Consider the following 13,499-nt stretch of genomic DNA (forward strand, 5'->3'; position numbering starts at 1 on the left):
CTTGCCAACGGCGATTCCGTGAGAGCCATACCCGGAGCCCCAGGGCCCACCGATCCTACGAATGACCAGTTCAGACCCAACAAAGAAGGTAGGACTTCCCGTGACCGACCTCTGGCACCAGCCGCTGCGCCACATCCGCGGCGCCGACCTCACCGGCGACACCAACCAGACCACCGGGATGACCCGGCTGGAGGCCATCTCCGGTAAGACCGTCGGGTCGTCGAAGGTCTGGATGGGCGAGACCCACGTAGCCCCGGTCACCAACTCCGGCGACCACCACCACGGCGAAGCCGAGACGGCGATCTACGTCAAGTCCGGCCACCCGGTGTTCGTCTTCGCCGACGGCGAGGAGGAGATCCGCATCGAGGCCGGGCCGGGCGACTACATCTTCGTGCCGCCGTACGTGCCCCACCGCGAAGAGAACCCGACTGACGAAGAGGCCGTGGTGATCATCGCCCGCAGCAGCCAGGAGGGCATCGTGGTCAACCTGCCCAGCCTGTGGTCCCCGGTCGACGTGCCCGAGGACTGAGGCGTGCCGCTCGACGTCGTCGAATACACCGATCCCGCCTGCCCCTGGGCGTGGGGATCGGAGCCGAAGTTCCGCCGGCTGCGGGCGGAACTGCCGGACGCCCGGTGGCGCCGGGTCTTCGGCATCCTCTTCGACGACGACGAGGACCCCGCACCGGACCCGGCCGCGGAAGCAGCCTGGTACGCGAAGTTCATCGACGGCGTCACCGAGCACACCGGCGCCCCCAAGCCACCCCACCTGGCCTGGGTGGCGCGGACGAGCTGGCCCGCCTCGCTCGCCGCGAAAGCCGCGGAGCAGCAAGGAAAAGCCGTCGCCGAGCTCGTCTTGACCCGGCTGCGGGAAACGACGTTCCTGCACGGCACCCCGGCCGACGACACCGAGCGCGTGCTCGCCGCCGTCGACGGCGTGCCGGGCCTCGACGTCGATGCGTTGCGCACAGCCATGGCGAGCGACGAAATCCGCCAGGCCGTCCGGGACGACTGGCGTGAGACGCGCAACCCGTGCCCGGAAGTCCTCGACATCACCGCGCCGGGACCGCACAGCGGCCGCGCGAAGCACCTTGAGCACCACGTCCGCTACGCCCTCCCGACGCTGACCTTCACCGGTCCCGGCGGCCGGTTCGTCGTGCCCGGCTGGCGTCCGCTGCGCGAGTACTTCGACGCCGCGCGGGTCGCGACGGTCCACAGTGGAACTTTTCTCGGCTCCTGGGAACCCGGCCGCGGGCGTTGACTCTCCCCGGGCGCGGGGGAAAATAGACACACGCCGGTGACCATTTAGCCCGGCGCCGCCACCGAATCTCCGCGGCCGACACCGCATTGGGGAGTTCCGCATGCCCTCGAAACCCCGGCTCGCCCTGCTCGTGGCCGCCTTGCTCGGCCTCACCGCGCTCACGGCGTGCGGATCGTCCACTTCGGACGCTTCCGGCGAGGTCGTGCTGCGCGTCGGCGACCAGACCGGCGCGACGCAGTCCCGGCTCAAGGCCGCCGGGCTGCTCGACAACCTGCCGTACAAGATCGAGTGGTCGCAGTTCGCCGCGGCGGTCAACCTGCACGAGGCACTGCGCGCGGACGCGATCGACATCGGCGGCGCCAACGACTCCCCCACCGTCACCGCGATCGCCGGCGGCTTCAAGATCAAGGTCGCCGCGGCGTGGAGCAACGGCGGCAAGGGCACCTACCTGCTGGTACCGAAGGACAGCCCCGCCCGCACGGTCGCCGACCTCAAGGGCAAGCGGATCTCCCCCACGACCCGGGGCAGCGTCGCGCATTACCTGGTGATCGGCGCCCTGAAGCAGGCCGGGTTGTCGGACAAGGACGTCACGCTCAACTCCTCGCCCCCTCGGAGGCGAACGGCGCGTTCTCCACCGGCAACATCGACGCCTGGGCCACCTGGAGCGTCTACGCCGCCCGCGCCCGTGGCGAACTCGGCGCTCGGGTGCTGTCCGACGGCGCGGGCATCAACTCCGGCCTCAACGTCTTGTCCGCCACCGACAAAGCCCTCGGCGACCCGCGTAAGCGCACGGCCATCCAGGACTTCGCGAGCCGCGTCGACAAGAGCTACACCTGGTCGAAGGACAACCCCGACGCGTTCGACAAGTGGTACGCCGGGTTCGCCCATCAGTCTCTCGAGGTCGCGAAACAGGTCCGGCCGGACGAGACGACCTACCAGCGCATCCCCGTCGATGCCGCGCTGGCCGCCCAGCTGCAGAAGACCTACGACACCTGGGTGCAGCAGGGGCTCTTCCCCGGCGGCAAGAAGCTCAGTGAGTACATCGACTCCGGGCTCGATCCGCGATGACCCGCGCCGTCGCCCGGCCGGTCGTCGTCCGCTCCCCGTACCGGGCCGTGTCCTGGCTGACGCCGATCGCCGTGCTCGCGCTCTGGGAACTGCTGGCCCAGGCCGGGATCCTGCCGAAGCAGGTGCTGCCCGCGCCGAGCGGCGTGCTGGCCAAGGCGGGCGACTTGATCGCCGACGGCGAGCTGCCGTCGAACCTGCTGGCCAGCCTGCAGCGCTCGGCGACGGGGTTCGCCATCGGCGCGAGCCTCGGGCTCGGGCTCGGCCTGCTCGTCGGACTGTCCAAAATGGCCGAAGCACTGCTGGACCGCAGCATCCAGATGATCCGCGCGGTCCCGTTCCTCGCGATCCTGCCCCTGGTGATCGTCTGGTTCGGGATCGGCGAGGCTGGGAAGATCTTCCTGATCGCGCTCGGCACCGCCGTCCCGCTCTACCTGACCACCGTGCTCGGTATCCGGCAGATCGACCCGAAACTGCTGGAGATGACCGACGTCGTCGGCCTCGGCCGGGCCGGGCAGATCCGCTGGGTGGTGCTGCCGGGTGCGCTGCCGTCGATCCTCGGCGGCCTCCGGCTGTCGCTGACGGCGGCCTGGCTCGCGCTCGTCATCGCCGAAACCCTCGGCGCCGACGCGGGGCTGGGGTTCATGGCCACCAACGCCCGCGAGTTCCTGCAGACCGACGTGATCGTGCTCGTCGTGCTCATCTACGCCGTGATCGGGATCCTCTGCGACCTGGTCACCCGTCTCCTCGAACGCCGCCTGCTGCGCTGGCACCCCACCTACGCCCGCCTGACCGCCTGAGGACAGCCATGACACTCTCCCGCCGCACGTTCCTGACCGCTGCCGGTCTGACCGCCCTCGCCGCCCCGCTCGCCACCGGTTCGGCCGGCCGCGCCACCCAGGGCAAGGTCAGGCTGACCTACAGCACGATCTCCGTCCCGAAGGCCCGCGGCGTGCTCGAGAAAACGCTCAAGGACCAGGGCATCACCGTCGAGTGGGTGGGCCCGTTCCCCAACCACGCGCCCACGCTGCAGGCCGTCGTCGGCGGCACCGCAGACTTCAGCTTCGGCGGCAGCACCACCCCGGCCGACCAGGCCATCCTGTCGGGCGCCGACCTCGTCTACGTCGCCTGGGCGGCCTCGACGCCGCGGACCACCGCCATCGTCGCCGGCGCGCACACGGGCATCGAGAAGGTCACCGACCTGGCGGGCAAGACGGTCGCGGTGAACAAGGCCGGGCTCGGCGAGTTCCTGCTGGTCGCCGCGCTGGAGAAGTACAAAGTCCCGCGCGAATCCGTGAAGGTCACCTACCTCAACCCGCCCGAGGCATCGGCCGCGTTCGGCGCCGGGAAGATCGACGCCTGGGCGATCTGGCAGGGCTTCCGCGAGATCGCCGAGGTCCAGTACGGCGCCAAGCCCATCTTCGTCGACGGCGACGAGCTGGACTTCCAGATCGACTTCACCAGCTACCTCGTCCGCCGCTACTACGCCAAGCAGAACGCCGACACCATCCGCAAGGTGATCGCCGCGTTCCAGGCCGACTACGACTGGCAGAACCAGCACTACAAGGAGTCCCTCGACATCGGCAACGCCGTCTCCCACTACCCCCAGACCGTGCTGGACAAGATGGCCGCCAAGAACGTCCAGACGAAGCTCGCGCTCATCAACGACGACGGCATCGCCCAGCTCCAGCGCGGCGCCGACTGGCTCACCCAGCGGAAGGTCCTCAGCGGGCCGATCACCATCGCCGACCACGCGGTCAAGCTGTGAGCACCGCCGTTCGCGTGCGAGCGCTGACCAAGAGCTTCGGGCCGCGAACCATCCTCAATGGACTCGACCTCGACATCGCGCCCGGCGAGTTCGTCGCGCTGATCGGCGAAAGCGGCTGCGGCAAGACGACGTTGCTGCGGCTGCTCGCCGGTCTCGACACCCCCGACGAGGGTGAGCTGGCCGCACCGGCCGAGCGGATGGTGGTGTTCCAGGAACATCGCCTGCTCCCGTGGCGGCGGGTGTGGCAGAACGTCGCCGTCGGCCTTCCCCGCGAGGCCGCGGCCCGCGCGCTGACCGAGGTCGGCCTGGCCGGGCACCTCGACGCCTGGCCGGTCACGCTGTCCGGCGGCGAGGCCCAGCGCGTCGCGCTCGCCCGGGCGCTGGTGCGCGAACCGCGTCTCCTGCTGCTCGACGAACCGTTCGCCGCCCTCGACGCGCTCACCCGGATCAAGATGCACGCCCTGGTCCGGCACCTCGTAGCCGCGCACCGCCCGGCCGTCCTGCTGGTCACCCACGACGTCGACGAGGCCATCCTCCTCGCCGACCGGGTCGTGGCGATGCGGTCCGGCCGGCTCGCCGCCGAACACCGCGTCGACTTCGAGGGCGAACGCAGCCGCCGCAACCCGGAGTTCGACGAGCTGCGGCACCGGCTGCTGGCCGAGCTGGGGGTCGCCGAGCTAGCGGAGTCCCGATGAGCGGTGACCTCGACCTGAGCGCCGGCGTGCTCGTCGTCGGCGGCGGTCTCGCCGCGACCTGGACCGCCTTGGCCGCGGCCCAGGCCGGCGGGGACGTCGTGCTGGTGGACAAGGGCTACTGCGGCACCAGCGGCGTCACCGCGACCGCCGGGGTCACGCACTGGTTCGTCGAACCGCGGCACCACGAACAGGCGGTCGCCGACCGGCACGCGCACGCGGGTGGCATCGCCGATCCCGAGCAGGCACTGCGGGTCCTGCGCACGACGTGGGAACGGCTGCCCACGTTGGATCGGTACTACCCGTTCCCGATGCGCGACGGGCAGCCGGACCGGACGAACAACGTGCGCGGGCCGGAGTACCTGCGGGCGATGCGTGGGCTCGTCCACCGCGCCGGCGTCCGGATCCTCGACCACCACCCGGCCCTCGAACTGCTGCTGCGCCCGGACGGATCCGTCGGCGGCGCAGCCGGGGTCCGCCGGCAGGCGGGCGGAACTGGCGCGTCCGGGCCGGCGCGGTCGTCCTGGCCACCGGCGGCACCGCGTTCCGTTCCCACCTGCTCGGCTCGCGCGGCAACACCGGCGACGGCCACCTCATGGCCGTCGAGGCCGGGGCGCGGCTGTCCGGCATGGAGTTCTCGAACTACTACACCCTCGCCCCGGCGTTCTCGACGATGGCGCGCTCGATGACGTACCTGTTCGGCACCTACACCGACGCCGACGGCCGCGTCATCGAACTGCCGTCCGGCCCGGACCGCAACCGCGTCCTCGGCGCGGCCATGCTCCGCGGTCCCGTCTTCACGACGCTCGACCGGGCACCGGACTGGGTGCGCCGGAAGATGCCCGTCGTGCAGCCGAACTTCCTGCTGCCGTTCACCCGCCGTGGCATCGACCCGTACCGGGACCGGTTCGAGGTCACCCTGCTCGGCGAGGGCACGATCCGCGGTGTCGGCGGCCTCGTCACCGGGCCGGACTGCGCCACCGGCGTGCCCGGCCTGTTCGCCGCGGGCGACGTCGCCGGCCGGGTGCCGGTCGTCGGCGCGATCTCCGGCGGCGGCTCGCCCAACTCGGCGTGGGCGGTCTCCTCGGGCACGTGGGCCGGGCGCGCCGCCGTCCGGTACGCCCGCGCGGCCACGGCGTCGCCCCTGCGGCCGGTGGGCGGAGCCGGGATCCGGCCGGGCGGGCGTCCGTCTGCAGTGGACACCGCCGCCGTGACCGACGTCGTCCGGGACGAGCTGAACGCCTACGACAAGAACATGTTCCGCGACGAAGCCGGTCTCCTCGCCTCGTTGTCCACATTGGATTCCTTGTGGACGGTGGTCGAAGGCGACTTGACCGGCACCGGCCGCGACGCCGTGACCGCGCGCGAGACCGCGTCACTGGTCGCCATGGGCCGCTGGGTCAAGACCGCCGCACTGCGCCGGCGCGAGTCCCTCGGCATGCACTGGCGCACGGACTGGCAGGAGGCTGCCGCGTGATCGAACTCGTCCTCGCCGACCGGTGCATCGCCTGCGACAAGTGCGTACAGGTGTGTCCCAGCGACGTCTTCGACGCCGTCCCGGGCGCGGCCCCGGTCATCGCCCGGCAGGCCGACTGCCAGACGTGCTTCCTGTGCGAGCTCTACTGCCCGGTCGACGCGCTGTTCGTCGACCCGGACTGCCGCACGCCGATGGCCGTCGACGAAACCGCCGTCCGGGCTTCGGACTGGCCCGAGCAGTACCGGCGCGACTCCGGCTGGGGCCGGGCGCGCCGCACCCACGCCAACGAAAGCTGGCGGATGAGCGACATCTTCGCCGCCGCCCGCGCCCTGGGACAGGAGACCCCGTGACGCTCGAATTCATCGGCTACGCCGCCGGCCGCCAGGCCAGCGAGACCATCGCGGCCGAAGGCCCGGTCATCCAGCCGGAGTACCTGCGCGAAGTCGCCCGGGCGCCGCCCCGGACGACGCACTGCGGCCCGGGGTGGTCCAGCTCCCCACCGGCGCGTGGTTCGACCCGGTCGAGGCCATCCGACCGGCCCGCTCCCGGAAGTACGAGCCCTGCGTCCCCCGACCGTGAGAGGACACCCGATGACCGCCTTGCAGCCCGTGACGTCCGAAAGCCGGTTGCGTGAAGCGTTCGGCTGCTTCCCGTCCGGCGTGACCGCCGTGTGCGCCCTGATCGACGGCGTCCCGCACGGGATGGCCGCCAGCTCCTTCACGTCGGTTTCGCTGGCGCCTCCGCTGGTGTCGATCTGCATCCAACGCACGTCGTCGACGTGGCCGCGGCTGCGCGACCGGCGGCTGGGCCTGAGCGTCTTGGCCGAGGGCCAGGACGACGCGTGCCTCAGCCTGTCCGCCCGCCACGGCGACCGCTTCCGCGATGTCGGCTGGGAACCCGGCCCCCACGGCAGCGTGTTCATCAGCGGCTCGAGCGCGTGGCTGGAGTGCTCGCTGCACGAGGAGGTGCCGGCCGGGGACCACCTGATCGCGCTGTTGCGGATCCACGGCCTGCACACCGCCGCGCACCCGCCGCTGGTCTTCCACGGCAGCCGCTTCCGCCGGCTCGCCGCGGTGTGACGCCTCAGGCGAGCTCCAGCGTGCGGTGCCGCTCCTCATCGGTGCCGACCGGGCTGACCAGCAGGTCGGTGACGCCCGCCTCCGCGAACCGGCGGACCGTAGCGGCCACGAGGTCCTCGAGCCCGGTCTTCCCCTGCTGCCGCGGCAACCGCCGGTAGCTCGCGAACTCCCCCGCCGCGCCGAACCGGGCGCGGATGTCGTCGCGGACGCGGTCCGGCACCGCCGTCACCGACAACATGGCCGACGCGACCACGCGCGGAGCCGGCGATCTTCGCAACCACGTCCTCGCCCAGCATTTCCGGGCCGGCCCACACGGTCATCGTGCCGTCGGCCAGCTCCCCCGCGATGCCGCGCATCACCGGGCCCAGCGCGGACACGAGCACCGGCGGCGGCTCCGCGCCCGGCACCTCGACCGTCCCGGACACCGTGAGCGTCTCGCCGCGAAAGTCGGCGGATTCCCCACGCAGCAACGGCGTCAACGCCCGCAGGTATTCGCGGACGTGCCGCGCCGGCCGGTCGTAGGAGAAGCCGTAGCCGCCTTCGATGATCTCGCGGTGGCTGGGCCCGATCCCCAGCGTCAGCCGTCCGCCGGTCGCCGCCTGCGCGGTCAGCGCGTCCCACGCCGTCAGCTGCGGGAGGAACGCGCTGTCCAGCGGGGCGCGGCGTCGGAACCCTGTACCGCCACTTCCCCGACCGGCGAGCGCTCGCACTGGACATCGGCCTCGGCGCATTGCGCGACCTCGCGGACTTCGCCCGGTCGACCAGCGAAGCCTCGTCGTGGGCCGAACTCCTGGCGAGCATCCGCCACTGCGCGACACTCCCGGCGCTCGCGAAGTCGCTGGCCGAGTTGCTGCCCGAGGAGGAAGCGCAAGCCGAGCTCGAGCACACGGTCGACACGATCATCTGCCGCTCGGGTGCCCGCCCCCACGGCTACCTGACCGTCATGCTGGACGGCCTCCGCGCCCGGGCCGAGTCCGGCTGAATGTCTGATCTCGATCGCACGGTCAGCCCGTTCTTCGCGGCTCGGACCAAGCCGCGGCGGCTTCACCGGCTCGGGCCGATGGCCCGGAGTCGCACCGCCTCGCTACCGCAGTCGGGCTTGCCGCCCATTCACTCACAACATCGCGCGATCGTTTACTGTCGTCCTCGACGGAAGGAGGCCCCGTGACCGAGGGCGACAGCACGCCGGGGCTGACGGTGCGGCTCACCACCTCGCCCGAAGCCGTCGTCCTCGCCGCGACCGGCGACCTCGACCTCGGCAGCGCCCAGCTGCTGCGCCTCCGGGCGCAAGGAACGCTGGCCGACGAGCCGCCCGCACTCGTCCTGGATCTCGGCGGCATCACCTTCTGCGGCTCGGCCGGGCTGCAAGTGCTCGCCGAGCTCGTCACCGCGACCGCGGCCGCCGGCCTGCCGTTCGCGCTCGTCGCCGACGGGAAACCCATGCTGCGCGCCATTCAGCTCAGCCGCCTCGACACCAAAGTCGGGATCCACCCGACCGTGGACGACGCCCGCGCGTGGATCCGCACGCAGGCCGGCCGGTGACACGTGAGCACCGAGCGCAACGACCGTCGCCACCCCCTCCCGGTACGGCCCGCACCTCGGCGAGCGAGCGTCGCACTGCTGGGGGACGCGCGGCGCGGACCGAGAGTCGAATGGTGACTGCGGAAGGCGCTGACCCGCCCGGCTGGCAGGTCCTGGACGTCACCGGAGCGGACCACGCCGGCTTGGCGGCTGCCCGGAGCTGGGCCAGGGCACGCCTGGCCACGTTCGGCGAGCTCGCGCTGATCGACATCCTGATAGTGGTCGCCGAGCTCCTGGAAAACGCCTACCGGCACGCCGGCGGACCGCTCCAGCTCCGGCTCCACCGCCCTCCCGGAACGGATGAGGTGACGGTCGCCGTCGCCGACGCGGGGCCCGGTGAGCCCCGGCCGCGGGAACCCGACACCGACGGCGGCCGGGGCCTGGTTCTCGTCGACCAGCTGTGCCGCGCGTGGGGGGTGCGCCACTACGACGGCGGGAAGCTGGTGTGGGGCCGCATCGGCGGTGAGGATCCCGGCTCGGTCTGACCGCGGGGTCAGTCCCCGCTCGCGCGCTCACTCCGCTGCCGCACGGGGACCCGCACCGCCAGCAGTGCGACGTCATCGCCCGGTGCCGGACCCGCCAGCCGCTCGGCCAGCTCGGCCAGCAGGTCCGGCAGCGGCCGGTCCCCGCGGGCGGCCAGCAGGGCCGCGAGCCGGGCGACCTCGGCGTCGATGTCGTGGCCGGGACGGTCGACCAGCCCGTCGGTGTAGAGCAGCAGCACCGATCCGGCGGCCAGCACGGTCCGGTGCGTCGAGCGGAGTTCGGGAGTTCCCGGGAAGATCAGCACGTCCGCGTCGGCGAGTTCCCGCACCACGCCGTCGGCCCCGCGCACCAGCGGCCGCGGGTGGCCGGCGGTCGTCCAGGCCAGCTCCCACCCCCCGTCGGGCAGCGGTCGGAGGTGGCCGTGCACGAGCGTGCCGCCCGCGTCGATGGAAGTGCGTGGTTGGCGTGTTCGAGGGCGCTGACGATGTCCGCGGGCGCCGCGCCGGGGTGGTCGAGGTCAGCTTGGCGCAGCATGCTGCGCAGCTGCCCCATCAGCGTGGCCGCGGTCGTGTCGTGACCGGTGATGTCGCCGATCGATATCGCGAGCTGCGCCGAATCCGGGCCGGTGGCCGGCAACGGGAAGGCGTCGTACCAGTCGCCGCCCACGAGGTCGTCGACCGCGGCCGGCCGGTAGAGCGCGGCCAGTTCGAGCCCGTCGACCTCGGGCAGCTCGGTCAGCATGGCCTGCTGCAGCATCCGCGCCACGACGACCCGCTGGTCCACGAACAGCGCCCGTTCCACCGCGCGGGCGGTGTACCCGGCGAGGGCGGTGACGACGGCGCGCTCCCCGACGTCCATCTCGTGGCGGGTGTCCCAGCCGATGATCAGCGTGCCCACCGGGGACCGGGGACCGGGCAGTGGCACGCAGATCGTCGTGTGCAGGCCCTGCCGGTCCAGCTCGGCGATCGCGCCCGGACTGTAGCCACCCTCGCGCAGGCCATCCGGACCGTGGATGAGCAGCGTCGTGCCGTCGCGGGCCGCGCGGGCGCTGGGCCACGGATCATCGAGGCCGTAGGTGGCATGATCCCGCTCCAGGCCGATCGAGTCGGACTCGTCCGACACCCGCCTCATCCGGTCACCCTCGACCAGGACCAGGCCCACGTAGGCCGGTTTCAGATCGCTGGTCACCAGCTCCCGGACACTGTGGCGCACCTCGGCCAGGCCCGTGGTGTCAGCGAGCTCTTCGGCGGCGCGCAGCAGCAGCTGTGAACGGGCCAGCGCGATCCGATTGTGTTCGGCCAGCTCCGCGGCCCGTGCCCCGGCTTCCCGCGCTTCGGCTCGGGCCTGTTCGCGGTGCCGCGACACGATCCGCAGCCGCAGTTCGGCGCCGCACGCCGCGGCGAGGTCGCCGAGGTCGCGCAGTTCGGCTTCGGTCCAGGCATGGGGCGCGGGGTCGATCGCGCAGAGTGAGCCGAGAACGCGCCCGTCGACATCGGTCAGCGGTACGGCCGCAAAGCCGACGATGCCGAGTCCTTCGAGAGCGGGGCACGCCCGGGTTCGCTCGTCGACCCGGGCGTCGGGCAGGTGCAACGGTTCGCCGGCGAGCACCACGTCCCGGCCCACCGCATACGACAACGGCGTCTCCCGGACCGCGGCCCACGGCTCGGCCAGGCCGTACGCGCCCGGTAGCAACTGCCGGTCCCGCGTCAGCAACGACACGAACGCGACCGGGACGCCGAGCACCCGCGTGACCAGCCGCGCGAACCGGTCCATGCCCACGTCCGCCGCGGCCGACAACCCGGTTTCACGCAGGGCCGTCAGCCGAAGCGCTTCCGCCGATCCGGGTGCCATGGTCTCGTTCCCCGCCACCGCTTCACCTTACGGTCGTGCATCCGTCCGCGCTGCGGGCTCCCCGGCGACTTGCTCGGAGATCACCGGCAGGCGAGTTCGGGCCGCAGCCCGATCGCGGCGGCGAACGTGGTGCCGTGGCCGCTTCATACCGGGGCCGAAGCGGCGTGGTGGCTCGTGCTGGTCATCGTGGTGGGGTCTTGCTCGGGTACTCGGCCGCCGTCGTCCTCGACACTTCCGGACGGCCCCGCCGGCCGCTTGACTGGACCGGCGGGACCTGAGTCCGGTCTCCTGTGCACAGAAGACGTGACCTGCTCTTGCGACTACCCCGGACCCAACTCCGCGAACCCCCGTTCGTCGTCCGGTGAGCGGCCGATCGGCGCAACCCTGCGCCCACCCGGAAGTCGAAGCCCCATGGGCGATCCAGCACCAGGCGCGGCACGCGACGGCGGTGAACGAGGAAAACGGGCACTGGCCGGACGATCAGGCACGGGTTCCGCGGTTACCGCCGCACTCGAGTCGGCGTTCGACCGGCCCTCGAGTGCGATGTCGAGCGCGCCGGAAACCGGTCTCACCACGCACCGCGCGATCGCGTCACTGAGATCCGCGGCGTGCACCACCTGCATCGGCTCCCCGCGGCCGCCGGTCCAACCCGAGGCGTCGCCGGAACACAGCATTCGCGGAATCTTCACCGCGGACACGACCGTCGCTACACCATTCAGGTGACATGGATACTGAAAGGCGTGTTCCCCGGCACAACCGGCTCGTCATCAGTCAGCACAGCAAGCCCATTCCCTGCGAGCGATGCGGCCGGGAGACGCATCACGTCGCGCAAATGCTTTCCGACAATGGAACCATGCTCGGGCAGACGATGGTCTGCACCGCCTGCCGTCCGCGCCGGCGCTTCCGGCCTGCCGGTTGAGTGCCCGTATCCGCTGAGGAGGAGCCTGATCGGTGCGGCGGAGATCCCGGCTCGGCTATTGCGTCGACGACCGTCACACCGTTGGTGCCTCGTCCGCGCCTGTTGACGTTTTTCCTGCGGTTTCACGGCCGGTGTGCCGTGGTAGCCGACGGCCAACGGCGCGGAGCAAGCAGCGGGGATGACGGCCCAGCCGGGTCCATCCGCACGTGCCGGCTACGGACGGACGACAATGCCCCAGGACGAAGTATCCATCAGGCCGCGAAGCGTGGATTCCACGCTGGTGCTGCGTATCAGCGGCATGCTGGCAGGAAATGCGGTGCAAGTGACCGCGGGGAAACTCGCCGACATCACCAGCACGGTGCCGTCCGCGGCTTGCATCGTCCTGGACCTGCGGAAGATGAGGGACTTGTCCGCGGCGGGTGCTCGGATGATGCACGATTTCGTGCGTCAGCACGCAGTTCGGGGCGTCTTGTCGGTCGCGGTACTCGGCCCGGACGCGGCGATCACGACAGCGTTGCGGGTCGCGATCACCGCCGCCGAGCTACCGGCCTACGAGACGGTCGACGCCGCCGTCGCGAACGAGTCTCGGCATGACGAATCCGCTCGCCTGGGTAACCAGCTCTCGGCGCTGACCCGGGTTCTGCTCGACGCCACGACCATCGAGCAGACTTTGCGACAGATCACGGCGGCGTCGATCGTCGTCATCCCCCACACGAAAATAGCCAGTGTCACGTTGTGCGATCCGGCCGGCCGGTTCTTCACCCCGGTTCAAACCGACAACGTCGCCACCGAACTCGACCAGGTGCAGTACGCGACCGGTGCCGGGCCGTGCGTGGACGTCGCCAGTGCCGATGGGCCCGGCTACGCTCTCGATCAAGACCTCACCACCGCGTCCGCGTGGCCCCGGTTCGCCGCCACCGCGGTCCGGAACGGGCTCGGATCGGTGCTGTCGACGGCGCTGCAACCGGCCGGCGGCGAGGTCTCGGTTCGCGGCGCGCTCAACATCTACAGCCACCGCGACGCGATCACCGAAGACGACCGTCATCGCGCGCTCCTGCTGGCCACCCACGCCGCCCTCGCCCTGGCTCGCAGCCACGCCGGCGAGGTCGCCGCGCTGCACTCCGCCCAGCTGCGGCGCGCGATCGACTCCCGCGACGTCATCGGCCAAACCAAGGGAATCCTCATCACCCGCCAAGGCCTGACCGCCGACGAAGCGTTCGCCTTGCTGCGCCGCACCTCCCAGGATCTCGACGTGAAGCTGGCCGACATCGCCGGCACCCTCGCCGGCCTGCACACCGACCTCGGTCCGCCCCCGACGTAGGCGCA

General features: G+C 71.6%; 16 protein-coding genes and 3 pseudogenes. 15 read left to right on the plus strand and 4 right to left on the minus strand.

Translation table 11 applies throughout. From position 1 onward, the window contains the following. Positions 1-100 precede the first annotated feature (100 nt). The 11 genes and pseudogenes from ACZ7OH_RS29500 to ACZ7OH_RS29550 all read left to right on the plus strand — a co-directional run bounded on the left by ACZ7OH_RS29500 (position 101) and on the right by ACZ7OH_RS29550 (position 7,339). On the plus strand, positions 101-529 hold the full coding sequence (locus ACZ7OH_RS29500; RefSeq protein WP_470283791.1) for a cupin domain-containing protein: 429 nt from the start codon (positions 101-103) through the stop codon (positions 527-529). A 3-nt stretch (positions 530-532) separates the two neighbouring features. Next, positions 533-1,258 carry a DsbA family oxidoreductase gene (locus ACZ7OH_RS29505; RefSeq protein ID WP_470283792.1) on the plus strand — a complete coding sequence of 242 codons (726 nt, stop codon included), beginning with the start codon at positions 533-535 and terminating at the stop codon, positions 1,256-1,258. Positions 1,259-1,358: 100 nt separating this feature from the next. Then, a pseudogene (locus tag ACZ7OH_RS29510) lies at positions 1,359-1,841 on the plus strand (PhnD/SsuA/transferrin family substrate-binding protein); the annotation flags it as partial. A 122-nt stretch (positions 1,842-1,963) separates the two neighbouring features. Beyond that, complete coding sequence (locus tag ACZ7OH_RS29515) at positions 1,964-2,326, plus strand: type 2 periplasmic-binding domain-containing protein (protein ID WP_470283793.1); 363 nt, start codon at positions 1,964-1,966, stop codon at positions 2,324-2,326. Beyond that, entirely contained in the window at positions 2,323-3,123 is an 801-nt protein-coding gene (locus ACZ7OH_RS29520; protein ID WP_470283794.1) for an ABC transporter permease subunit, read from the plus strand. The genes ACZ7OH_RS29515 and ACZ7OH_RS29520 overlap by 4 nt, the downstream gene beginning before the upstream one ends. Before the next feature lie 8 nt (positions 3,124-3,131). Continuing rightward, on the plus strand, positions 3,132-4,091 hold the full coding sequence (locus tag ACZ7OH_RS29525; RefSeq protein WP_470284081.1) for an ABC transporter substrate-binding protein: 960 nt from the start codon (positions 3,132-3,134) through the stop codon (positions 4,089-4,091). Next, entirely contained in the window at positions 4,088-4,786 is a 699-nt protein-coding gene (locus ACZ7OH_RS29530; protein WP_470283795.1) for an ABC transporter ATP-binding protein, read from the plus strand. The genes ACZ7OH_RS29525 and ACZ7OH_RS29530 overlap by 4 nt, the downstream gene beginning before the upstream one ends. After that, a pseudogene (locus ACZ7OH_RS29535) lies at positions 4,783-4,992 on the plus strand (FAD-dependent oxidoreductase); the annotation flags it as partial. The gene ACZ7OH_RS29530 and the pseudogene ACZ7OH_RS29535, both read left to right, overlap by 4 nt. Before the next feature lie 59 nt (positions 4,993-5,051). Then, positions 5,052-6,260: an FAD-binding protein gene (locus tag ACZ7OH_RS29540; RefSeq protein WP_470283796.1), complete on the plus strand. Its 1,209-nt coding sequence runs from the start codon at positions 5,052-5,054 to the stop codon at positions 6,258-6,260. After that, positions 6,257-6,610 (plus strand): 4Fe-4S dicluster-binding protein, encoded by a 354-nt coding sequence (locus tag ACZ7OH_RS29545; RefSeq protein ID WP_470283797.1) that lies wholly within the window; start codon positions 6,257-6,259, stop codon positions 6,608-6,610. Before ACZ7OH_RS29540 ends, ACZ7OH_RS29545 begins: the two co-directional genes overlap by 4 nt. A gap of 240 nt (positions 6,611-6,850) precedes the next feature. Beyond that, positions 6,851-7,339: a flavin reductase family protein gene (locus ACZ7OH_RS29550; protein ID WP_470283798.1), complete on the plus strand. Its 489-nt coding sequence runs from the start codon at positions 6,851-6,853 to the stop codon at positions 7,337-7,339. 4 nt (positions 7,340-7,343) lie between these two features. On the opposite strand, the gene ACZ7OH_RS29555 is transcribed toward ACZ7OH_RS29550, so the two are convergent. Continuing rightward, positions 7,344-7,592: a hypothetical protein gene (locus ACZ7OH_RS29555; RefSeq protein WP_470284086.1), complete on the minus strand. Its 249-nt coding sequence runs from the start codon at positions 7,590-7,592 to the stop codon at positions 7,344-7,346. Between the two features lie 58 nt (positions 7,593-7,650). Beyond that, a pseudogene (locus tag ACZ7OH_RS29560) lies at positions 7,651-8,070 on the minus strand (LLM class flavin-dependent oxidoreductase); the annotation flags it as partial. On the opposite strand from ACZ7OH_RS29560, the gene ACZ7OH_RS29565 reads away from it, so the two are divergent. The 3 genes from ACZ7OH_RS29565 to ACZ7OH_RS29575 all read left to right on the plus strand — a co-directional run bounded on the left by ACZ7OH_RS29565 (position 8,070) and on the right by ACZ7OH_RS29575 (position 9,405). Next, complete coding sequence (locus tag ACZ7OH_RS29565) at positions 8,070-8,321, plus strand: hypothetical protein (RefSeq protein ID WP_470283799.1); 252 nt, start codon at positions 8,070-8,072, stop codon at positions 8,319-8,321. The pseudogene ACZ7OH_RS29560 and the gene ACZ7OH_RS29565 overlap by 1 nt on opposite strands. Positions 8,322-8,503: 182 nt before the next feature. Next, positions 8,504-8,881 (plus strand): STAS domain-containing protein, encoded by a 378-nt coding sequence (locus ACZ7OH_RS29570; protein WP_470283800.1) that lies wholly within the window; start codon positions 8,504-8,506, stop codon positions 8,879-8,881. A gap of 113 nt (positions 8,882-8,994) precedes the next feature. Beyond that, positions 8,995-9,405, plus strand: a complete 411-nt coding sequence (locus ACZ7OH_RS29575; RefSeq protein ID WP_470283801.1) for an ATP-binding protein — start codon at positions 8,995-8,997, stop codon at positions 9,403-9,405. A gap of 8 nt (positions 9,406-9,413) precedes the next feature. Here the strand turns inward: ACZ7OH_RS29575 and ACZ7OH_RS29580 are convergent, their stop codons facing one another. Both ACZ7OH_RS29580 and ACZ7OH_RS29585 read right to left on the minus strand, forming a co-directional pair. Beyond that, a complete protein-coding gene (locus ACZ7OH_RS29580; RefSeq protein ID WP_470283802.1) occupies positions 9,414-9,752 on the minus strand; it encodes a SpoIIE family protein phosphatase in 339 nt (112 codons plus the stop codon). Next, the gene (locus tag ACZ7OH_RS29585; RefSeq protein ID WP_470283803.1) at positions 9,701-11,272 is read right to left on the minus strand and encodes a GAF domain-containing protein; all 1,572 of its coding nucleotides are present in this window, start codon (positions 11,270-11,272) and stop codon (positions 9,701-9,703) included. The genes ACZ7OH_RS29580 and ACZ7OH_RS29585 overlap by 52 nt, the downstream gene beginning before the upstream one ends. Positions 11,273-12,351: 1,079 nt before the next feature. Between ACZ7OH_RS29585 and ACZ7OH_RS29590 the strand changes: the two genes are divergently transcribed. Continuing rightward, positions 12,352-13,494: an ANTAR domain-containing protein gene (locus ACZ7OH_RS29590; RefSeq protein ID WP_470283804.1), complete on the plus strand. Its 1,143-nt coding sequence runs from the start codon at positions 12,352-12,354 to the stop codon at positions 13,492-13,494. Positions 13,495-13,499: the final 5 nt, after the last annotated feature.

The organism is Amycolatopsis sp. NPDC114478 (genome assembly GCF_055633805.1).